General features: G+C 43.6%; 19 protein-coding genes and 1 pseudogene. 6 read left to right on the forward strand and 14 right to left on the reverse strand.

Annotation, left to right across the window (positions count from 1 at the left end; genetic code table 11):
* The first annotated feature begins 53 nt into the window (after positions 1-53).
* From K5Q73_RS20710 to K5Q73_RS20725, 4 genes are all read left to right on the forward strand, one after another.
* Entirely contained in the window at positions 54-1,055 is a 1,002-nt protein-coding gene (locus tag K5Q73_RS20710) for a 4-hydroxyproline epimerase (RefSeq protein WP_220759656.1), read from the forward strand.
* 43 nt (positions 1,056-1,098) lie between these two features.
* Positions 1,099-2,664: an aldehyde dehydrogenase (NADP(+)) gene (locus K5Q73_RS20715; protein ID WP_220759645.1), complete on the forward strand. Its 1,566-nt coding sequence runs from the start codon at positions 1,099-1,101 to the stop codon at positions 2,662-2,664.
* A gap of 109 nt (positions 2,665-2,773) precedes the next feature.
* Complete coding sequence (locus K5Q73_RS20720) at positions 2,774-3,445, forward strand: GntR family transcriptional regulator (RefSeq protein ID WP_220759643.1); 672 nt, start codon at positions 2,774-2,776, stop codon at positions 3,443-3,445.
* Positions 3,446-3,545: 100 nt separating this feature from the next.
* On the forward strand, positions 3,546-4,610 hold the full coding sequence (locus K5Q73_RS20725) for a ketoacyl-ACP synthase III (protein ID WP_220759641.1): 1,065 nt from the start codon (positions 3,546-3,548) through the stop codon (positions 4,608-4,610).
* Positions 4,611-4,686: 76 nt separating this feature from the next.
* Here the strand turns inward: K5Q73_RS20725 and K5Q73_RS20730 are convergent, their stop codons facing one another.
* The gene (locus K5Q73_RS20730; protein WP_220759639.1) at positions 4,687-5,274 is read right to left on the reverse strand and encodes a lecithin retinol acyltransferase family protein; all 588 of its coding nucleotides are present in this window, start codon (positions 5,272-5,274) and stop codon (positions 4,687-4,689) included.
* Positions 5,275-5,633: 359 nt separating this feature from the next.
* On the opposite strand from K5Q73_RS20730, the gene K5Q73_RS20735 reads away from it, so the two are divergent.
* Together K5Q73_RS20735 and K5Q73_RS20740 are read left to right on the forward strand one after the other, a co-directional pair.
* A complete protein-coding gene (locus K5Q73_RS20735) occupies positions 5,634-6,170 on the forward strand; it encodes a heme NO-binding domain-containing protein (protein WP_220759637.1) in 537 nt (178 codons plus the stop codon).
* A 20-nt stretch (positions 6,171-6,190) separates the two neighbouring features.
* Positions 6,191-7,945, forward strand: a complete 1,755-nt coding sequence (locus K5Q73_RS20740) for a hybrid sensor histidine kinase/response regulator (RefSeq protein ID WP_220759635.1) — start codon at positions 6,191-6,193, stop codon at positions 7,943-7,945.
* A gap of 17 nt (positions 7,946-7,962) precedes the next feature.
* Here the strand turns inward: K5Q73_RS20740 and K5Q73_RS20745 are convergent, their stop codons facing one another.
* From K5Q73_RS20745 to K5Q73_RS20805, 13 genes and pseudogenes are all read right to left on the reverse strand, one after another.
* The gene (locus K5Q73_RS20745; protein WP_220759633.1) at positions 7,963-8,640 is read right to left on the reverse strand and encodes an exonuclease domain-containing protein; all 678 of its coding nucleotides are present in this window, start codon (positions 8,638-8,640) and stop codon (positions 7,963-7,965) included.
* Between the two features lie 108 nt (positions 8,641-8,748).
* Positions 8,749-10,596: a DUF294 nucleotidyltransferase-like domain-containing protein gene (locus K5Q73_RS20750; protein WP_220759631.1), complete on the reverse strand. Its 1,848-nt coding sequence runs from the start codon at positions 10,594-10,596 to the stop codon at positions 8,749-8,751.
* A 149-nt stretch (positions 10,597-10,745) separates the two neighbouring features.
* Positions 10,746-12,464: a sodium:solute symporter family protein gene (locus tag K5Q73_RS20755; RefSeq protein WP_220759629.1), complete on the reverse strand. Its 1,719-nt coding sequence runs from the start codon at positions 12,462-12,464 to the stop codon at positions 10,746-10,748.
* A 39-nt stretch (positions 12,465-12,503) separates the two neighbouring features.
* The gene (locus tag K5Q73_RS20760) at positions 12,504-12,770 is read right to left on the reverse strand and encodes a DUF4212 domain-containing protein (RefSeq protein ID WP_012277650.1); all 267 of its coding nucleotides are present in this window, start codon (positions 12,768-12,770) and stop codon (positions 12,504-12,506) included.
* A gap of 377 nt (positions 12,771-13,147) precedes the next feature.
* Complete coding sequence (locus tag K5Q73_RS20765; protein WP_220759627.1) at positions 13,148-13,549, reverse strand: hypothetical protein; 402 nt, start codon at positions 13,547-13,549, stop codon at positions 13,148-13,150.
* Between the two features lie 77 nt (positions 13,550-13,626).
* Positions 13,627-14,508: a PP2C family serine/threonine-protein phosphatase gene (locus K5Q73_RS20770; RefSeq protein WP_220759625.1), complete on the reverse strand. Its 882-nt coding sequence runs from the start codon at positions 14,506-14,508 to the stop codon at positions 13,627-13,629.
* Positions 14,509-14,730: 222 nt separating this feature from the next.
* Positions 14,731-15,363, reverse strand: coding sequence for a thiol:disulfide interchange protein DsbA/DsbL (locus tag K5Q73_RS20775; RefSeq protein WP_220759623.1), 633 nt, complete (start codon positions 15,361-15,363; stop codon positions 14,731-14,733).
* A 53-nt stretch (positions 15,364-15,416) separates the two neighbouring features.
* On the reverse strand, positions 15,417-16,286 hold the full coding sequence (locus K5Q73_RS20780) for an SDR family oxidoreductase (protein WP_220759621.1): 870 nt from the start codon (positions 16,284-16,286) through the stop codon (positions 15,417-15,419).
* Positions 16,287-16,386: 100 nt separating this feature from the next.
* Positions 16,387-17,583, reverse strand: coding sequence for an HD-GYP domain-containing protein (locus K5Q73_RS20785; protein ID WP_220759619.1), 1,197 nt, complete (start codon positions 17,581-17,583; stop codon positions 16,387-16,389).
* Positions 17,584-18,169: 586 nt separating this feature from the next.
* Positions 18,170-18,664 carry a DUF2919 domain-containing protein gene (locus tag K5Q73_RS20790; RefSeq protein WP_220759618.1) on the reverse strand — a complete coding sequence of 165 codons (495 nt, stop codon included), beginning with the start codon at positions 18,662-18,664 and terminating at the stop codon, positions 18,170-18,172.
* 199 nt (positions 18,665-18,863) lie between these two features.
* Positions 18,864-20,870, reverse strand: a complete 2,007-nt coding sequence (ligA, locus tag K5Q73_RS20795) for an NAD-dependent DNA ligase LigA (RefSeq protein ID WP_220759616.1) — start codon at positions 20,868-20,870, stop codon at positions 18,864-18,866.
* 78 nt (positions 20,871-20,948) lie between these two features.
* A complete protein-coding gene (gene zipA, locus K5Q73_RS20800) occupies positions 20,949-21,926 on the reverse strand; it encodes a cell division protein ZipA (protein WP_220759614.1) in 978 nt (325 codons plus the stop codon).
* Positions 21,927-21,949: 23 nt separating this feature from the next.
* Positions 21,950-22,378: pseudogene (locus tag K5Q73_RS20805) on the reverse strand (chromosome segregation protein SMC); the annotation flags it as partial.

The following is a 22,378-nucleotide window of genomic DNA, read 5'->3' on the forward strand; positions in this document are numbered from 1 at the left end:
ACTATAACTATAACTATAACTATAACTATAACTATAACAATGGAGTGTTTTACATGCTAAAAGGCACGTTTTTTTGCGTTGATGCCCATACCTGTGGCAACCCGGTCAGATTAGTCACCAGCGGCCACCCTCACCTACTTGGCGATAACATGAGCGATAAGCGCCAACATTTTCTCCGTGAGTATGATTGGATCCGTAAAGCCTTAATGTTTGAACCTCGCGGCCACGACATGATGTCAGGTGCTTTTCTTTACCCTCCTTGCTCAGACAACGCCGACGCTTCAATCCTATTTATCGAAACCAGTGGCTGTTTACCTATGTGCGGCCATGGCACCATCGGCACCATCACCGCTGCGATTGAGTCTGGCTTATTAACAGCTAAAACACCTGGACAACTTATTATCGATGTTCCAGCCGGACAGATAAAAATTGATTATCAGCAAACTGGTGAAAAGGTCGATTGGGTAAAAATTTATAATGTTGCCGCCTACTTAGCTCATCAGGATCAAATATTAGACATCCCAGGCCTTGGCACACTAAAAGTTGATGTGTCATATGGTGGTAACTATTACGTTATCGTTGACCCTCAAGAGAACTTCCCAGGGCTTCGTCACTGGAGTGCCGGGGACATTTTAAAATGGAGCCCGATTGTAAGGGAAGTCGCTCAGCAGCAACTTACTTGTGTTCACCCAGATGACCCTACGGTTAATGGTGTCAGCCACGTACTTTGGACTGGAGATACAATTAGTGATGGCTCTGACGGTGCCAATGCCGTTTTCTACGGTGATAAAGCAATCGACCGTTCTCCTTGTGGAACAGGTACCAGCGCACGTTTAGCACAGTTATTTACCAAGGGCTTACTCAGCGTTGGTGATGAATACACCCATGAAAGCATTATCGGCAGCCAGTTTGTCGGCCGTATTGAGGCTGAAACCACGGTCGGTAAGCACAGAGCGATTATGCCAAGTATCAAAGGCTGGGCAAGGATTATCGGCAAAAATGCCATAACCGTAGATGATAATGACCCGTATGCATTTGGCTTCCAGGTAGTCTAACCCTATAGAATTTCTAATTGAGCTTTCAAACTCAGGAGTAAACATGACAGATTTAACCCAAGTTGCGATTTCAGGCCAACACTTTATTAATGGTGCATGGACTAGCGAGTCAACCGACTTTAACAGTACTAATCCTGTGACCAACGAAGCACTTACATGGCGCTTTGCGAACGCAAGCCAAGCTGTAGTTGCCAGTGCTACGACTGCTGCAAAGCAAGCATTTGTTCAGTACCGTAGTCTTGCGCCAACTCGTCGTGCTGAATTTCTTGAAGCCATTGCAGACGAAATTCAAGCTGACATTGCTGCTATAACTGAAACCGCTCATTTAGAAACGGGTTTACCAATGCCACGTCTTCAAGGTGAAACTGGACGTACATGTGGTCAGTTGAGATTATTCGCGGGCAACTTAAGAAACCCTATCGATAACCGCTATGTGGATCTGGCTAACCCAGAAAGACAACCGCTACCAAAGCCTGATACAAGACTGACGACCCTTCCGCTTGGACCAGTTGCAGTATTTGGTGCATCTAACTTCCCTCTGGCATTTTCAACAGCAGGTGGTGACACGGCATCAGCTCTTGCTGCCGGCTGTACTGTTGTAGTTAAAGGCCACCCGGCGCATGCCGCAACCAGCGAGCTTGTCAGCCGAGCAATCGAACGTGCAGCAATTAAGTGCGATATGCCAAACGGCGTATTTAATCTGGTACAAGGTTTTGCACCTGAGGTGTCAACAACACTCGTCACAGACCCAGCCATCAAAGCCGTAGGCTTTACTGGTTCGCTTAAAGTTGGCCGAATCTTATCTGATCTATGTGCCGCGCGTGCAGAACCCATTCCATTTTATGGCGAATTAGGTTCAATCAATCCACAATTTATCTTGGCTGAGATCTTAGAAGAGCAAGCTGAAAGCTTAGCATCGACTCAAGTTCAGTCTATGTTGATGGGCCACGGACAATTTTGTACTAGCCCAGGTGTAGTCATTGCAGTAAAAGGCGATGCACTTAACCGCTACAAGGCAACTTTGGCACAAGATGTCGCATCTCAAAGCGCAGCAAGTATGCTAACTGCTGGGATTGCAAGTACTTATCAGGCACAAATTGAAGCGCTAGTCGCCAATCCGAAAGTAGAGCTTATCGCTCAAGGTGAGTCTTCGCCGGCTAACCACTTTACTCGGCCGACTGCACTAAAAGTGACAGCAGCTGACTTTATCGCATCGAATGATATTCAGCAGGAAGTGTTCGGTCCATGTTCTGTATTGGTCGAGTGTGATGATAACGCTCAAATGCAAGCTATTGCAGAACAACTTGAAGGGCAACTTACCGCATCGATTCACGGTTTAGAGTCTGAAATTGCAGACAATAAAACCCTAATTGAAGCGGTAGCATTCAATGTCGGTCGTTTGATTTTCAACCAAATGCCTACAGGTGTTGAAGTGTGTCACTCAATGAACCACGGTGGTCCATACCCAGCCAGTACCGATAGCCGTACCACGTCTGTAGGTTCTGCTGCAATGGCACGATTTGAGCGACCTATTTGTTACCAAAATATGCCTAATGGCCTGTTGCCAACCCGCGTTATTGAAGGCCAAACTGGCGTCATCACGTTTTAAGTATGTCAAAAATGTGAAAGGGAAACCTATGGTTTCCCTTTCATTATAATGGCATTAGCGGTAACCTAGGACGGATCAACTTGTATAAATAACAAAAAAATCGGGAACTATGAGCAGAACAACACCTATCGTCCATAAAACTCGCACACAAATTGTGGTCGAGGTGCTTAGGGAAAAAATCCTTTCCGGTGAAATTGCGGCAGGAAAACCTTTACGTCAAAGCGCCTTAGCTGATGAATTGAATGTTAGCCGAATTCCGGTAAGGGAAGCCTTATTGCAACTGGAGGCCGAAGGCTTAGTTAAGTTTGAAGCCCATAAAGGCGCGACAGCTACACTCTTGTCTCCTGAGCATGTCACCGAACTTTTTGATTTACGAGCACTGATTGAAGGCGACTTACTCGCGAAGTCGATACCTAACTTAAGTGAAGAAGATCTCAATCAAGCAGAATGTATTCTGCAAGAGATGGATGCGGCCTTCCAAGATAAAGAACAAGTTGAAAACTGGAGTGGATTAAACTCACAATTCCACACTTGTCTTTACAGTGCGGCGAACCGCCCACACACTCTTGAAGTCGTCCAAGGATTAAATACTAGTTGTGACCGTTACGTTCGATTACAACTATTTCTTGCAAGTGGTGTACCTAAGGCTCAACAAGATCACCGTGAAATACTTGAATATTGTAAGAAAAAAGATGTTGAAAAAGCCGTCGAGGTATTACGCGCGCATATCTTACATGCTGCCGAAGCAATCCGCGTATTAGTTAGCCAACAAGAGGACTAGCTCACTGTTTGATTAGCATGATCTTTGCTAAGCTTCACTTATACAGATCCCATAAGGCAGAGCTCAGGTTCTGCCTTTTTAATTGATAGAGAATACCTAGATGCAGTACGCCACTATTACTGGTTGGGGAAAGTGTGTTCCGCCCGCCACCCTAACAAATCATGATCTTGCAACATTTATCGAAACTTCTGACGAATGGATTAAACCACGTACAGGTATTAGCCAAAGACACATTAGCCACGTTGATACGTCGGCACTAGCCTCTGTAGCAGCCAAACGAGCGCTCGCGGCTGCGGGGATCGATGGTAGTGAGCTAGATATGATTATTCTTGCCACCGCGACTCCAGATACCCTAATCCCGAATATCGCTTCAACAGTACAAGCAGAAGTGGGTGCAACCTGCGCCGCTTTTGATATCAACGCCGCTTGTAGTGGTTTTTTATATGGCCTAGGTCTAGGTAGTTCACAGATCAAAAGTGGTCAATGTAAGAAGGTACTCGTGATTGGCGCTGAACGTCTTTCATTCTTCCTAGATTGGTCTCGTCGTGACACCGCCGTACTTTTTGGTGACGGCGCCGGCGCTGTAGTATTAGAAGCGACTGACGAAGCGATTGGTGTATTGGGCTATGAGCTAAATAACGACCCTGATGGTCGTGATATCCTAAAAGCAGGGTTTGGTACTGCAATGGATAGATTCGAAGCCTCATCTTTAGACTTCTATATCGAATTTAACGGTCAAGAGATCTTTAAGCGTGCTATCGCTGGTATGGGTAAGTTAAGCACTAAAGTTATCGAAAAGTGCGGTATCGATAAAGAAGAGATCGATTGGGTTATCCCTCATCAGGCGAACGAGCGTATTATCGATACGTTAATTAGCCGTATGAAGATCCCGAAAGAGAAAGCAGTTGTGAACATTGCTAATTATGGTAATACCTCTGCAGCAACTATTCCGATTGCAATCTGTGATGCTTTAGAGCAAGGTAAAATTCAACCTAATCAAACCATTTTATCTTGTGCATTTGGTGCAGGTCTAACATCTGCTGCAGCTTTGATTAAATGGGGCGACCGAGTCACACCAATTAACACAAGCGATGCAGAGCTACCACCTTGTGATAAAACAGGTATTGAACTTGTTGCGAAAGCGGTTAAGCATTTCTGCGGCTAACACTATAGTTAGTTGCTAGCATGAACTACAAAACACCGATTCATATCGGTGTTTTTTATGGGGCTTTAACGGCATATTAATTAGGAGATAATTCCAACTCATCCCAATATACCGCCTCAGAAAAATAACAGCCGATCTGATTATTAAGCTTACCAAAGCTTGATAAAGCTCGCTCTTCACCGCTTAAACAGTGCCAAACAAAACGATGGCAATTATTATCAAACAAGTCATAGTCACGATAATTAAATATGGATTGCTTAGCTCTTGCGAGGACTTGTTCACCGATTAAGGCTCGATGTTGGTGATCACAGGCTTGATAGATACGGCTTCCCGTACGTCCTGCTAAAAAACGCTTTACCGATACAGCGCGAACCAAACCACTCCCGTGTAACTCCACCAGCGTATTATCACCGATCCAAATACCTGTATGCTCAATCACTCCAAATACGAAACAACAAACAATAGCGCCTGGCTCAGGTTTAACCACCTTGTCGCCGGTTTTCCACAGACTAGGAGCAAGCTCTGCCGACTGCCCCTGACGATGTTCACTATTAGCCCTACCTTGCCGACGCTTCATCGCAATGTTTTTTTGCTTCTCTCGCTCATCGGCAACAATCGCCGCGCCGACCGCTGCAGCACCTAACCAAATTAACGGAAATGCCATTTTCCCTTCCTATGATCTTCTCGAAATGGTTCACCAACATCTGAAATCGTTAATAGCTGTTGGGCAGTTATAGTAGAGCCAACTGTATTCGAGCCAATAGTGTTCACATTAACTATAGATAATATATCGAATGATTTTCAGCCTACAAAGCCCAAAAATGTAACTAAGCCTGTTGTAAAATAGTGGCGAGTATAGCTTTACCCTTAGCTTAAAAGAGGAGTATCTTGATGAAAGCTTATTCTTTACAGAGTTCACAATAGAAACTCACTCCACAACTAGACTGAGTTTCCGCTAACACGTTGAATTATTACTTTTAATACACTACCTTAATATAGAAGGATTAAGCATAGGAGTCATTGATGAAAGGGATTATCTTCGCCGAGTTTCTCGAACTAGTAGAAGACACTTTTGGGTTAGATGTATGCCAAAAAATGTTAGATGAAAATCAAAATGATGGCATATATACCAGTGTTGGCACCTATGATCACAAAGATCTGATCAACCTCATTATTACTCTGAGTAAATTGACAGGAGTCTCGGCTGAAGAGTTACAGAGGATCTATGGAAAGTCGGTTTTTAATACCTTATATAAAAGCTTACCAGGACTCGAAGGCAAGGCTGACTCCACCTTTAGTTTTATCAAGAGTGTAGAAGAATACATTCATATTGAAGTAAAAAAACTCTATCCAAGCGCTAACCCACCCACTTTCAATTTTATTTCGGCAACTAAGACACAATTAGTTATGGATTACTTGTCAGCCCGCTGTATGTCACATGTATGTTTAGGCTTAATTCAAGGATGTGCAGATCACTTTGCCGAAAATATCGATATTCAAATGGACTCGCTCAACACTGAGCAGTCACAAGTACGCTTTACCATCACTAGACTTGACTAATTTCAGCGTGAGCATGAATTATGCCTGATAATGAGATCAATAAATTAACTGAGAGAGTTCACTTACTTTCGCAAAAGATCGAGCGCGAAAAAGCGGCTAAAAAAGCCGCTGAGAAACTACTAGAAGAAAAAAGTCGCGAGCTTTATATTGCAAAACAGCTCGTCGAAGACTCATTGATCAATATCAAAGAGAAATCAGAGCAGGACATCGCACTACTTCAATTTAAAACGTACCTTGAATCGATACTGCTCGATTTTAATCAGCTATTTTTACAAAAACCCATCTCAAATATTTTGCTGCAACGTTTACTCGATGACCTAATTGGCATTGACGAAATCAAGGCAAGTAAAGTCAGATTTAAATCATTAGATCAAAGCGGCAAGTTTCGCTCCTATTACGCTGGCGATAAAGCACTTATCAATGCCGACAACTCTATTTCATCACCGTTATTTTGGAGTGATGACAATAAACAAATCAAAATTATTATTAACTCAGGAGAAGTGATCTTAGGTAGCTTAACCATAGTGATTGCTTCACCACTGTCATGGCAGCACACGATTGAAAAACAACTCTTGCTGTTTTGCGATATGATCAGCGCCGCTCACAATCGGCAAGAATTACTCGCCCGCACGATTGAAGAAAAGCAACGCGCTGAAAGCTCAGAGCAATCCACAAGAGACTTCGTAGCCATGATTAATCATGAGTTAAGAACCCCTTTAAACGGCCTTTTAGGCTCAGCAGAACTCATGAGTTACACCGAGTTGACACCTCATCAACAACACCTTTTAAGTACCATGCAACAATCCGGTGAACTGTTGCGGGTCATCATAAACGACCTGCTCGATTTCAGTAAAATGAGTGCGGGTATGCTACAAATTGTGGAAATCGACTTCTCCCCTAAGCAGCTTTGTAAGATGATCTTCGACATTTTTAAACAAAGAACCGAGGAGTTTGGCTTAGACTTTAACTTCAATTACCAAAATGATATCCCCGCAAGGTTGACTGGCGATCCTGATAGAATAAAGCAGCTGTTTGTTAATCTAATAGGTAACGCCATCAAATTTACCCAAAGAGGTCAGATTACGGTAGAAATACAGTGGCAAGATGGAATATTTAGCTTTTCAGTGGCTGATACTGGCTGCGGGATCCCTGCAGATAAAATTGACACCTTGTTTGACCCCTTTACCCAAGTTAACAACACTAGTAACCGCGCATACGAAGGGACAGGACTTGGATTAGCAATATGTAAACACCTAATTGATGAGATGCACGGCGAGCTGACATTGACCTCTCAACTAGATTTAGGCACAGAGTTTAACATCAAGATCCCTTTAAAGATTGCCGCGCAAAATCAAAAACTCAATCATGTCAGTGAAGTCGAATTCCCTATCGACTCGATGTCAGTCTTGGTGGTTGAAGACAGCTCAGTTAACCAGGTTCTGATTGAAATGATCTTAGCTAAGTTCGACATCAAACCTACCATTGTCAATAATGGACTAGAGGCCATAGAGTACCTTAACAATCATCAAGTTGATGTGATTTTTATGGATTGTCGTATGCCAGTAGTTGATGGGTTTGAAGCGACTATGCGGCTTCGCAATAGTGGATATACCAAACCTATTATCGCTTTAACAGCAAGCACTACCTCTACAGAAACTGAGCAGTGTTATCAGTGCGGAATGGACGGGATTGTTAATAAGCCATACCAGAAACAAGAGATAAAGAATGTATTAATAACCTGGGGTAAAAAGCTTAATTTGTCGGAAAAAGCGTGAGAGCAATGACGTAAAGCTTAACCAAGTAAATCAAATAAAAACAGTTCATCATTTCCCGCAATGCCTGCTATTTGCGCCAGCAATAACTCGCCACATGCAAGTGCATCGACCGCCGCATTATGCGCAGCGTAAACCGGTAAGTCATAGCGTTGCCGACAGGCATCAAGGCGTAAGCTCCCCTCTTTGATAACATCAATCTGCCTCAGCAAACGTCTTTTCTCTACGGCCATAGTGTCGATAGCAACAAACTGAATAGTTTGACCGTAACAACGCCGGATTTCAGCTTTTAAGAAACAAAGATCTAACGGTGCATGATGGGCGACTAACACATGACCCTGAGTCTGCTCTAAAAACCACGCCATAGCCTGCTTAGGGCTAACGGCCTGAGTTAATTGGTTATCTACAATACCGTGGATCACCGCGCTATCACCGACACTGCCATCGATACTGACCAATAGATGTTTTGAATGCGAAACTTGCAGTAATCCATTATGAATGGGTATGAGGCCGATACTCAAGATCTGATCGAACTGGCAGTCTAGTCCGGTCATCTCCAAATCCACAGCCATCAAAGGTAGTTGTGACAAAGGCTTGGAGATCTGCGTTATCAATGCACGATTATAATCACTAATTACCGTATCTTTAGACAACAAAGCATTAAGCTGTAATCGGGTCTTTAAGTATAAATCTCTCAAATTCTGTTTCTCAAATTCTCTTTCTCGAATTCATGGCCTCATTCTCAAATTAGCGCCGCCCTTAACAGCCTTAAGCATATTGCATGGATTGCTCCTGCTTAATCGACCTTAATAACTGCGCATCATTTTCAGCTTTAATCCAACCTGCCCGTCGTGAACCACTTTAAATGCATCCCTTAGCTGATGCCTAACCAATGAAGAAAGATGCTGAGGCATTAAGTAGTTCGTCACAGGTAAAGATTGAGTATATTGATAGCCTTGATTAGACAAGCGCATATGCGCGATAAACTCATGGGCATCGGCCAGATTAAGCGCATCTTTACGGTTAATGATACTTTGGTCCATTAACGCACGTATGCGTTTAGCTGTATTGACCTCTTTAATTCCGGCAGAAAGCGCGTACACCCGTGCAATGTCGGTTATTAACGCATTTCCTTTATGCTTTAAATCAATGCCTTTCACTTCACTGCCATCTCTTTCCAGTACAAATTTTCTAAAAAATCCTAGCGGTGGCGAGCTGGTAAGCGAGTTACCCGTTAAGCCCGCAAGAAAGATATCGTTATCTTTAGTGTTACTCAGTACGGCATCTTGCAAGCCATCAAATAATGTTTGCGGGCCATAGACACTGCGCATATCAAAAAAAATACTGGCATGCATTAAAGCCTTAGGTTCTGGGGTATTAACCCAGTTATCGAAGGTCTGCTTCCACTTATCTAAAGACATGCGCCACTTGGGGTTTTGCGCCATGATGTTACCCGGACAGTAAATATAACCGCACTCATCTAAACCTTTACATACAGCGTGCGACAATGCATCAAAGTAGCCTTTAGCTGCTTCATCAGGCTCATGGGCAAGCAATAAACCGTTGTCTTGATCTGAACATGCCGCTTGATCTTGCCGGCCTTGAGAGCCAAAAGCTAACCAACAAAATGCCATAGGTGCTTCACCTAGAATTTGTTGATTGAGGACGATTAACCTCCGAGTTAATGCATCGGTGACCGACGTTAACACCCGACCGATCTCCTCGGCTCTGGCGTCAGCACTGATTAAGTTTTGTAGTAACAAAGGAATTTGCTTGCTGACTTGAATGAGGCTTTGCAGATCTTTTTGCCGCTCAATCTCTCCAATTAACAATAAAGGTTGAGAGCTTTGACCTCGCAAAATGTCAGTACTTGTTACCACGCCAGTCGTCACACCGTTATCGACAACGGGCAGATGGTGAATATTGTGCTCGCTCATCAGCAACATAGCCTCAAATACCAAGGAGTTAGACTCTATCGACACAGGAGTGGTCGTCATCGCCTGATGTATCGGCAAGCTTCCATCGTGGTTTTCGGCCAAGACTCGGTTACGCAGATCCTTATCGGTTAAGATCCCCACCAGCTTGTTATTATCAATCACCAGTACAGATGAAACACGAGAGTCGCGCATTAATCGACTCGCCTGCGCCACACTGGCCTTCATATCTATGGTCAGCGGCGACTGAGACATCAGAGTAGTAACTCTGCTCGTCGTGGTCAGATCTTTAGCCTTAAACCGTCCCTGATGGCGCAAACGCTTAGCAAAGGCACGATTAAAGAATCGGTCAAAATCGCGGCTTTCTAACCTTAAGAAATCAAATATATCCGGTGGCAAGTGATACACCAGACCATCTTCTAAGATAGCAACGCGATTACTGGCCTCTTCACCAGATAGAAGTGATGGAAATCCGAAATAGTCGCCCTCACCCAGCCTATCGAGTAGTTCGCCATTTTTGTCACGTACTTCAAAGGCACCACTGCGCACGATATAAAGCTGGGGGTTAGTGGGATCAAGCGGAACAAAGCCAGAGGCTTTACTGTAATAGCCTATGGTCAAGCCATGACAGCAGCGAGATAATGCCGTTTCACTTAAAGAATCAAACGGTACTCTTTCATGCAAGAACTGTAAAATAGGCTGTAATTCACTGGCATCCATTAAACCACTCCCACAATTAAACCCTAATAGGCCACTATATCGCGGTTTAACCTAGCGACTCTATTCGACTAAAGGCCAAATGGTTTATGAGTTTAAAAACACAAAGGGCGCCGAAGCGCCCTTTTACATTGCTAGGTTACTAGCCCGATTTAATGATCTTGTGCCTCTCCAGACCCTTTAGGGAAGCGGATTGACTCAACCATATCAACAACGTCTTGTGGTACAGCTGCAGTGACTTTACTTACGGCAAATGCCACACCAAAGTTAATCACCATACCCATTAGACCGATACCTTCAGGTGAAATACCAAATAGCCAGTTATCTGCCGTGTTAGCACTTGGATTCACAAACTTGAAGTAAACGATGTAAGATGCGGTGAATAGCAAACCTGTTACCATGCCAGAGATGGCACCTTCTTTGTTCACAGTCTTAGAGAAAATCCCCATGATGATTGCAGGGAACAGAGACGATGCCGCTAAACCAAAGGCAATCGCAACGACCGCAGCAACAAATCCTGGTGGATTAATACCAAAGTAACCAGCCATCACAATACCAGCCGCAGCCGCAAGACGGGCATACATCAACTCCTTCTTATCGGAGATATCCGGCATAAAGTTTTTCTTCAATAGGTCATGAGATACCGACGTTGAAATAACAAGCAATAGACCCGCTGATGTTGATAGTGCAGCAGCAAGACCACCAGCAGCAACCAATGCAATTACCCATGCAGGAAGATTAGCAATTTCAGGCGTCGCAAGCACCATGATATCGCGGTCAATCTTCATCTCGTTTTCTGGACCTTTTGCGTAGTAAATCTTACCGTCGTCGTTCTTATCATCCCAAGTAATTAGACCCGTTTTCTCCCAGTTCTTAATCCAATCTGGCGCAGTTTCATAAGCCACACCAGTAGACTCTGGACCATTAATCGTTTCAATCATATTTACACGAGAGAAAGCTGAAAGCGCTGGAATGGTGGTGTACATAATAGCGATAAACACAAGTGCCCAACCCGCAGATACACGCGCATCTTTCACCTTAGGTACAGTAAAGAAACGTACAATAACGTGCGGTAGACCCGCAGTACCGAACATCAGAGCGCCGGTGATAAAGAACACATCAATCATGCTCTTAGAGCCTTCGGTGTACTGCGAGAAACCAAGTTCGGTGGATAATCCATCGAGTTTATCTAACAGATATTCCCCCGTACCATTACCCGCGGCATCGATAAGTTCAGCACCAAAACCAATTTGTGGAATGATATGACCCGTCATCATCACTGAGATAAAGATAGCGGGTACCATGAAGGCGAAAATTAGCACACAGTATTGCGCAACCTGCGTATAAGTAATCCCTTTCATACCGCCTAAAACAGCGTAGAAGAATACGACCGCCATACCGATATAAACACCAGTATCGACCTCAACCTCTAAGAATCTTGAAAATACGACACCCACACCGCGCATCTGACCTGCGATATAAGTAAAACAGATAAAAATGGCGCATACGACAGCAACAGTTCGTGCAGCCTGAGAGTAATAACGATCACCGATAAAGTCAGGTACGGTAAACTTACCAAACTTACGTAGATATGGAGCCATACAGAGCGCTAATAATACATAACCGCCCGTCCAACCCATTAGGTAAACTGAGCCATCGTAACCGACGAAAGAAACAATACCCGCTAGTGAGATAAATGATGCCGCTGACATCCAATCAGCTGCCGTTGCCATGCCATTCATTACAGGGTGAACACCACCACCTGCAACATAAAATTCTTTAGTAGATCCGGCTCTAGACCAGATCGCGATTCCGATATATAGGGCAAACGTAAACCCGACAATCAGATATGTTAGTGTTTGTACGTCCATCTCATGATTCCTTATTGTATAGATTGGGCCGGGTTGGATTTAGTCTTCGTGAACATCGTATTTCTTGTCTAATGCATTCGCTTTAGCGACGTAGACAAAAATCAATGCAACAAACACATACATAGCACCCTGTTGTGCAAACCAGAATCCTAACTTGAACCCCATGAAATGGATTTCATTGAGCACATCTACTAATAAAATACCGCAGCCAAATGACACTGCCGCCCAGATGGCTAGTAAGCCAAGTACTAGACGCAAGTTCTCACGCCAATATCCCTCTGCCTTCTCATTGCTTTCAAAACTCATAGTGACTCCCATGTGCTGATTTTTATATTAAGTCATGAGTTAATCTAACAAGCACGGAGGGAACAACAATCGCGACCTTAGTCTAACGCCAACGGAAGCTATAATCGAAAAAACGCAAAAATAACTTATAAACAAATGGTTACAAGTTAACGCCAACGTAAGGCTTGATTGTTTTTCAAACAAAACCTTAGACCAAGGTAGTAATAGAAAACAGGTATAAAGCCAGTGCATTGCAACTGACTGCAAAGTTACTTTCAAAGAAGTGGAGAACAAAACGTCATGATGGTGTGGAAAGCAACACCGTTCAAAATGTAATAACCAGGTTTGGACTAGAGTGGAAAAGATGGCATCAGGGGGAGATATGAGTTCAACTAAACTTACGTTACAGCAGCCTGTTGTTTATCTTTTATATCTTTTTTGAGTAGAAAGAATGACGCCATTAAGTAGCAGAGCTCTACAGGGATAAGCAGCATATAACCTGTTTGAGTTAATAATTCATCATTAACTGTTTCGATGAAAAGTATTTGAGTAACAATTAACACTGAAAAATATAAAAGGATGAATTGACGATTCACTAAAAAAGTCATCAAGCCGACAAGCCACACAATCACCATATAAAGTTCAACATCATTAGACCAAAAACCATAGCGGGTATAATCACCTGCCATGAAGGAGGGTCCAAAAGGCATTAACGAGCCGTAGACAGCAGTGTTTCCAGCACTGGCACTGAGCGTAAAACTTAATGTAATCCATAGCACCAGTAACAACAACTTCTTCAACAGCATCAGTTCAAAAATACCTGCAAAGTGCTTACCTCAGACATCAACATTTACTCTCACTAATATAGCTATTTTGATTAAGGTGCTATTGCACCAATAAACTGTATTTCACCGAATGGGTCCCAAAGCTTTAGTGTCCCCACAGGTAAGGATGTTTTATCTGGCGCTGCAAAAATATTAAGTAGATCATTAGCAATTAGCACCGAAGTATTGTCATAGCCTCCACACCACTTAGACACTTGAATGAGTCTACTGCAAAGCTCAGATGCGGATAACTTCTGATTAAGTATTTGCTTAAAGGTATTTGCTTCAATGTAATGGGCACCATCAGACGTCAGAATGACTCGCTTGATATTGCGGTACTTTGGGATCCTGACAATTTGTGCTTTTAGTTCGGGGCCAACTCCAACATATTGCAACAAGCCTTTAGTTAAATGCACGCCAGCGGCATCTGCAGATTGTCCTGCAAAAGTATCATCTTTAGAATACTGCTTAATACCATGGGCAAAATTTGCGTATATACGGCTGTCACCTACATTTACAGCTTCAAAGTGACCGTTGCTATCGTAGAGAAAAGCCGATAAGGTCGCGCCTCCATTGCTGCCATATAAAGAGTAAACATCGATGTTTGCCTCTTCTACAGCGTTTAACAGTCGCTCTGCCACTGGCAGTTGCTGATTGTTAATGCAACTAGTCACAAATGAGGCGATACCTAGGCTGGCACAATTTGCGCCTGACGCCATGCCTCCCATACCATCACATAAGATCCCAATGACGAAAGAGTCTAAAGCCGTTACTTGTACCTGTACGCATACCACACGATCTTGGTTTTCAGGCCTAATATTACCTATATCACAGCTTATGGCGATTGAAGATTCAAACAACTCATTGACTGCGCCATTGCTAACTGTGCGGGATAACCATAGCTGGATATGCTCTTTTAAAGTATCTTGTTGCATAGCATTCTCTTTCGATAAGATCCGTAGGGTGTCCAATGCCGTCAATATAACGCAACGGCCTGCTTTATGGTATATCAATGCCTTATATCGACAGCATTATCTGTGAATGAGACCGGATGAGAAGGTAAGAACGAGTGAAGGTGTGAGTAAATTACATTGGCTGGATAAAATAGCTTAATCAGCCGAACAAAAAGCCCACGTTTAAGTGGGCTAATTAAGTGACTACTGCGGTTCCTCGAGCGCGCTTAAGTAACGCACAAGCTCGGCTAACTCCTCCGGTGTCTTTCCTTGCTCCTTAATAAGATATTGGCCATTAACCACAAGCGAAGGAACACCCCGAATTTCAGCAAGTTGAGCCTGAGTATCGTAGTTCATCAGAGCAAGTTTGGCATCGGTAGAATTCATCGCCGCTTCAACATCTACCTCATTAAGCCCTTGGCTAACAAAAAAGTCCTTTAACTGCTCTGAACGGGTAAAGGCACCCTCAGTTTCATGAATACGGGTGAAGATATTACCGTGCACCTGTTTAGTGACATTGAATTTTTGCGCAAGATAGTAGGCTTCTTGACTTAAAATCCAACTGGAACGGCCTGCACCAACAGGAGTGCGCTCAAACTGAATATCGCCCTCTAAAAGATGCGCCGTTTGCTCGAAAAAAGGATCTTGGCGATAGCAAAAGCCGCAGTTATATGAGAAAAACTCTCGAACCACAGGCTTATGACTTTCTGGGATCCCTGCTATTTTGACGTAATCAACGCCTTCTTTATATTGCGCCGCCCAAGCATTGTGCAGAGGAGCGAATAACAGAGCAAAAACGATAAAAGTGCGACTCAGTAACTGTTTGAAAGACTTCATATCGATCCTTTAGTTAATTCAATTAATTCTTGATAAATTAATAAGCTTAATGGTTAGCATGCTAGCAGCATATCTATAGGATCACTAAATTGAAACTCAAAATCTAGCTCAGAGCAGAGTCTTTCACTGCTGATCTGCTTGCCGCTTACCTTTGCAACCTTATTTATAGAGCCTTCAGCTTTGCTTTCAGTTATCAAGCCATCATCTAGAAACTGTGGCTCAGAAAAACCTAACGCTTTGGCAGCATAGGTATAAAATGCTTGGCGTGTAGGGTGCACTGGTGCGCACACATTATAAACGTCGCTCGATACTCTATTAAACAATAGAGCGGAAACCGCAAGAATGCAGTCATTTAAGTGAACTAAATTAACCGCACCGCTAGCACTGGACAGATCTTTTTTCCCTGCAAGGAAGCGCCCAGGGTGTCGTTTGGGGCCAACAAGACCTGCAAAACGAACAATAATGCTATTCTCTAACTCAGCGAACATTGCTTCTGCCTGTAATAGCTTTTCGCTTATCTCTGAGTGGGCGCAGGCATCAGCCTCAGCTAGAATTTTATCCGCTTGAGGATAAACTCCAGTGGTACTCACGAAGATGAGCTTCTGATAACGATTAGCTACCATCAGCTGCTTGAGTTTTGTGAGTCGCTGTAGGTAGGCTTGGGGAGCTTTTCTTAGCCCAGGTGGGATATTAATCACGATACAGTCAGCGGCTAAGGCTTCAGCTATTTCGGCTTTATCTTGTATTAACTGAGTATCGTTATCTAAGTCGAGCCTAAAGCCGTTAATTCCTTGCTCTTTTAAAGATAATACCTCGGACTGAACGCGTTTGCTGCCATACACTTTTACACCACGCGCTTCTAGCGCTTTAGCCAGAGGCAAACCAAACCAGCCACAGCCAACAATACAGACAGAATTAATCATCTCTTACTCTTTAGCTCATTAATTTTGATTTCGATATGCTGCATAGTAGATTGGATGTGCGCAGAAATAAACTCGGTTTGCTCGCTAAAATAACCTTTGGTTATAAACTACTAAAATAAAAACTAACTGTTGCGTTGCCATCTAGGGTTTTAACGGCAGTAGATGAAAGCTCCTCAACCTTAAGCACACCGATGATCTCGTGGGGTTCTTCAGCTAAAAAGCGTAACCTTGCCTTGCGTCCATCGAGACAACAACTCCATACTACAGGCTTTTGCACTTGAGAAGTGGTCAGCATTACTTTGGCAACATCGCCATCACTAAGCTGCACCATAGTTCCTGGAGGATAGATCCCCAAAACTTTAACTAACGTCGAAATCAACTGTGCCTCATGTTTTCCAACACGATTTTTAAATAAATAACCCAATGCAACTTGAGGTGAGCGCCCCTCTTCAGCTCTCAATATGCGGTCGAAGTCATTAACTAGGCTTACCACCTGAGTCGTTAATGGGATCTGCTTGCCTTTAAGACCATCAGGATAACCACTACCATCGACCCATTCGTGGTGGTGTAAAACAATATCTAACACCTCACTAGGAAACAATCCCGACTTATCCAGCATGTCGTAACCATATTTAGGGTGCATATTTAAAAAGTTGATTTCATGCTCAGTGAGTTGACCTTTCTTACGCCGGATCACGTCTGGCACTTTTTGCTTACCAATATCATGAAACAGCGCGCCCATGGCAATATCACGTAGCTGTGAATGATTCATGGACAATGCTTGGCCAATCATCATAGATAAAACCGCTATCGATACTCCGTGCTGATTGACAGAGATATCTTCACCAGGATTAACCAGTGCTAAATGGGGGGTGTCGGTTTCCTTTAAATGATCCATCAACTCTTCGACAAGAGTTGCAGCACTTCGATATGCGCCGTCAGGATCGGAACCTAGCTTTGTAAAGGTTGCGCGGCAGTCACTGGCCCCCTTAGTAAACCTTTGTTGGCCAAGACGAATCGACTTTCTAACTAAGGTTTGGGAGTCGGCAGCGAGTTGCGCAGGAGTTGCTTGAGCCACTTCGACTTTAGGAGCGGTCTGAACTGTTAACAGCTCGCTGCCAGAAAGAAGGTAAACATAAGATACATCTAATGTTTTAATTAACTCAATATGAGCCGTTTTCTCTATTTCAATTTGATTAAAGAGAAAAGGATGATCCGTCCATGAAAGCGGTAACTTCACTGTCATACCCACTTTCAACTCTGACAAAGGAATTTGCAATTGTGCAGCCTTTGACATCTATGTCACTCCAACATTAATTTTTCAACTTATCGTTTATCGCTAATCAAGTTGGGCGATGATTTTGCTACGCCCTTGTCTTACAGAATTAATCTACGGGTTAGTGGTTCAAGCGATACTTGCTGCCCGTTAAAATAATGTTCGACTCAGTAGTACACCAAATATCCTTATTGAGTTACTAAACTAACCTAATGCGTCAACTTTATGACAAAAGATAAAAAAATGACACGCTTAAATGCATAAACTAGCCATTAAACGCGTTAGTGTGATTTTAATATAGACGATTTAGAATAAGTTATTCCTTATTTGTCTCTTTTTTAAGACAAATAATCGAAACTTTAAATTGCATACAATATTCAATGTGCATATACTGAAATTGTTTCTTAAGATCGGTCGCCCCGAAGATGATGTTTAGGAAGCAATACTGTCAATTGTCCTTTAACAAGTTTAAGCGTTAGTCGCAGTATGATTACTGCTTAACTTTAGAAGGTTTTTATCGTAAATCTACGGATCACAAATACAGAGTGACTCTCTGAATTTAGATTCATTTGACGCTGCTTGCAGCGTCTTTTTTTTACTCTTTTTTTTACTCTTTTTTCGTCGTCTCTTTCTTACAGTCGTTTTCTTTCCAATCACTAAAATACAGTTTCAAACGCTTCGACTTATACAAATATAAACTACTCCAAAATAGTACCAGTGCATCTAAACCTATGCTCCAGCTATACATATAATAAGAGTGTAAAATGCGTTGAGTGAGCAAACCACCATCTATGAACAATAGGATTACTAGTAGCCATTTCATATAGGGAAAGAGTGGTCTAACCCAATTAGGCGAGCGCTTTCTTTCGGCAATCACCGCTGCATAAACAATCACAGCGCCAAAACCTGCCGCCAAAGCCATTAAGAAATCGCTTTTTTGCGGATAAAACAGCTCGACCAAGGCAGCCCTATCGCTTGCTTGAGTTAAAGAGGCGACGAACACACACCAGCCTCGAGCGATGAATACCAGTAACAGATAAAGCATTAATGGCGGCTTAACGTGACCTTTATCGTCAAGCCAGGTGATATTACTAAAATTCAAACCATTTCCTTTGATTAATGACTCAAGTCATGCTGAATACTGCTAAACCTACAACTAAATGTGGTGGCAATTAAATGATTTTCAAGCTTTATTTAGATAATAAAAAAGCTCCTTGCCAAACAGCGAGGAGCTTTCAAGTTAATCTAATTGGTTATACCCATAAGTATGACAATGGCTTGTCTGTTAAGAACAGTAGCCCTTAAGCCAAGATAGCAATCAAGGCTTCTTCATCGATAACCTTGACGCCAAGCTCTTGTGCTTTAGTCAATTTAGACCCTGCAGCCGCACCAGCAACTAAGCAATCGGTATTTTTCGATACACTTCCAGCCACTTTTGCTCCTAACGCCTGCAATTTTGCCTTCGCATCATTACGATTAAGTTGAGTCAAAGTACCTGTTAAGACCCAAGTTTGGCCTTTGAGCGACAAATCTTCTTCGGCAACCTCTTCAATGGCAGGCCAATGGATCCCCGCCTCGATTAGCTTGTCGATAACCTCAAGGTTATGTGGCTGAGCTAAGAAGTGTGCCAAGTGCGCCGCCACAATAGTGCCAACATCATCGACTTTAATGAACTCTTCTGCGCTGGCTGCCTTAAGCGCATCTAATGTCTTAAAGTAAGCAGCAAGGTTTGCGGCCGTTGCCTCACCCACTTCACGAATACCCAATGCATAAAGAAAGCGCGCGAACGTTGTCTGCTTCGCCACATCAATCGCCGCGACTAACTTAGTTGCCGATTTCATTCCCATACGCTCAAGCATGGTCATGGCCGAGGCGGTGAGTCTAAATAAGTCTGCCGGGCTCTGGACTAATTCTTTATCAATCAGCTGCTCGACAACTTTATCGCCCATGCCATCGATATCCAACGCCTTACGTGAGGCAAAATGCTTAATGGCTTCTTTACGCTGAGCTTCACAGAACAATCCACCGGTGCAACGAGCCACAGCTTCACCTTCTACACGCTCAACTTCACTGTCGCAAACAGGGCAATGTGCAGGGAAAACAATCTCTTTAGCATCTTCAGGGCGCTTTTCAGCCACAACAGCAACAATCTGTGGGATCACATCGCCGGCGCGGCGGATAATGATGGTGTCACCCACCTTTACGCCTAGACGTGCAATCTCATCGGCATTATGTAGCGTTGCATTCGATACGGTTACGCCACCGACAAACACAGGCTTAAGCCTAGCCACTGGTGTAACGGCGCCAGTACGGCCCACTTGAAAGTCGACCCCTTCAAGTAATGTCATTTCTTCTTGAGCCGGAAACTTAAAAGCTGTTGCCCAGCGAGGTGCCTTGGCTACAAAACCTAAACTCAGCTGATGGGAGATTTGATTGACCTTGACCACCACACCATCAATTTCAAACTCTAGGCTACTACGGCGCTGCTGAATATCGTTGTAATAAGCCATCACCTCGGCAATGGACTCACAAACTTTAACCTCTTGGCTCACAGGTACGCCCCATGAACGCAGCTGCTCAAGTTGACCGTAATGACTATCAGCCAGTTCCCATGTTTGCGGCTCTACCACGCCTAAGGCGTAAGCATAGAAACCAAGGGCGCGACTGGCTGTGATCTTACTATCTAGCTGACGCAAACTACCCGCTGCTGCATTACGTGGGTTTACAAACAGCTTTTCGCCTTTTAGTCGAGCACGTTCATTGAGTGCATCGAATGCTTTATGAGGCATTATGACCTCACCACGCACCTCTACCAATGGCGGAAAGCTATCGCCACGTAATGTTAATGGTATCGATTTAATAGTACGAACGTTCTCGGTAATGTCTTCGCCAGTTTGACCATCGCCACGGGTAGCGGCGCGCTCAAATACACCATCACGATAAACGATACTCACCGCGAGTCCATCAAGCTTAGGCTCACAGCAGTAACTTAAGTCTTTACCGGTTTTGTCGACAATACGTTGATTAAATGCCGTGAACTCTTGCTCATCAAACACGTTATCTAAGCTCAGCATTGGCTTTAAGTGCTTAATTTGCTCAAACTTGGCTAACGCCTCACCACCCACTCTTTGGGTTGGAGAGTCTGGTCGACAAAGCTCTGGATGCTCAGTCTCTAAGGCTTTTAGCCTATTCAATAAACGGTCGTACTCGGCATCAGGAATAGAAGGACTATCATCGACATAATAGCGATAGTTATGTTGATTGAGTTCAGCGGTTAGCTGAGCAATTTCGTTTTGAATAGCTTGCATTTTATAATCCGAATAATAACAAAGGCCGCTGCTGCGGCCTTTTAAATCTGTTTACGTTTCAAAAACCGATATAACATCTCAAGCCTGAGCTCTGATCCGCTGAATATAGTTTTGCTTGGTGCTCTCTAGCCATTCATCACGGCCACCATCGAGCACCACACCGCCTAAGTCATCAGCAATTTGATGAGCAGAATTTAGCATGATAGAGAAGTTCATTAAGGCTTCGCCATAGCAAGGCAATGTCATAAATAACACCACACCTTGAGTACTAAACTGCTCCATATGGTCTGGGTCAAATACCCCTGGTTTTACCATATTGGCCATAGAGAATAATACTTTACCTGTGCCGGCATTATCTTCATGACGATGGAAAATATTCATTTCGCCAAACTTGAAGTTCAAGGTCAACAAACAAGGTAGAAGCTCTGCTCCACTAAGCTCTTCGCCCTCTTTCGCAACCACATGCAGTACTAATACATCCCGTGGGTCACCCAATTCTTCAGTTTGTTGCTGCTTAGGCGCAGGCTCAATAACTGGCTCAGGTTTTAGTGCTACTGGCTCTGGTTGTGTCTCTGGTTTAAATGCTGGTTGTAACTGAGGCTGTGGCTCAGTTCTCACCGCTTGCTCGGTAATAATAGAAGCATCAAGGTGGACCTCTTCTGAGGCAAACAAAGATTCTTGAACAGGCATTTCAGCTGCCAATACAGGCTCTTGAGGAGCTAAAGAAGGCTCCACACGGGCCTTATTCACTTTGGTAGCCGGAGTGCCACTTAGCTCAAATGCATCAGCTACTGTTTCAGTCACCAGCGGTTCACGCTGTTCGTCATCGACAGTTTCCGATTCATCATCCACTTGGGTATTTTTAACAACTCGCACCGCACCTATGCCATCATTATCGAAGCCTTCGGCATCACGACGTTCACGGCTTATATCCGCCATAGGGCTTTGCTTATATCCCTTAGGTTGCTGTTTTCTAATGGACCAAAAACCATGTACAAGCACGGCGATAATGGCTATCACACCTATAAGAAGCAATACCAGTTGAAAGTTTTCCATCAGTTACCCTGTATTTCTTATGTTCATCCTGCGTCGGCTAATGCCACCGCTTCATCGATATCGACAGCCACAATGCGCGAAACACCGGGCTCATGCATTGTCACACCAATTAATTGATCCGCCAATTCCATGGTGATCTTGTTGTGACTAATATATATAAATTGTACGCTTTGGGACATCTCTTTTACCAAACGGCAAAACCGTTCGACATTGGCATCATCCAAAGGCGCATCAACTTCATCCAACATACAGAAAGGTGCTGGATTTAATCTAAAAATTGCAAATACTAATGATAAAGCGGTTAGCGCCTTTTCTCCACCAGAAAGAAGATGAATAGTGCTATTCTTCTTGCCCGGTGGTCTCGCCATGATGCTGACCCCCGTTTCTAACAGATCGTCATCGGTCAAAGCAAGATAGGCACTGCCGCCACCAAATACCTTTGGAAACAGCAC

This window comes from Shewanella sp. MBTL60-112-B2, assembly GCF_019655055.1.
Lineage (GTDB): Bacteria > Pseudomonadota > Gammaproteobacteria > Enterobacterales > Shewanellaceae > Shewanella.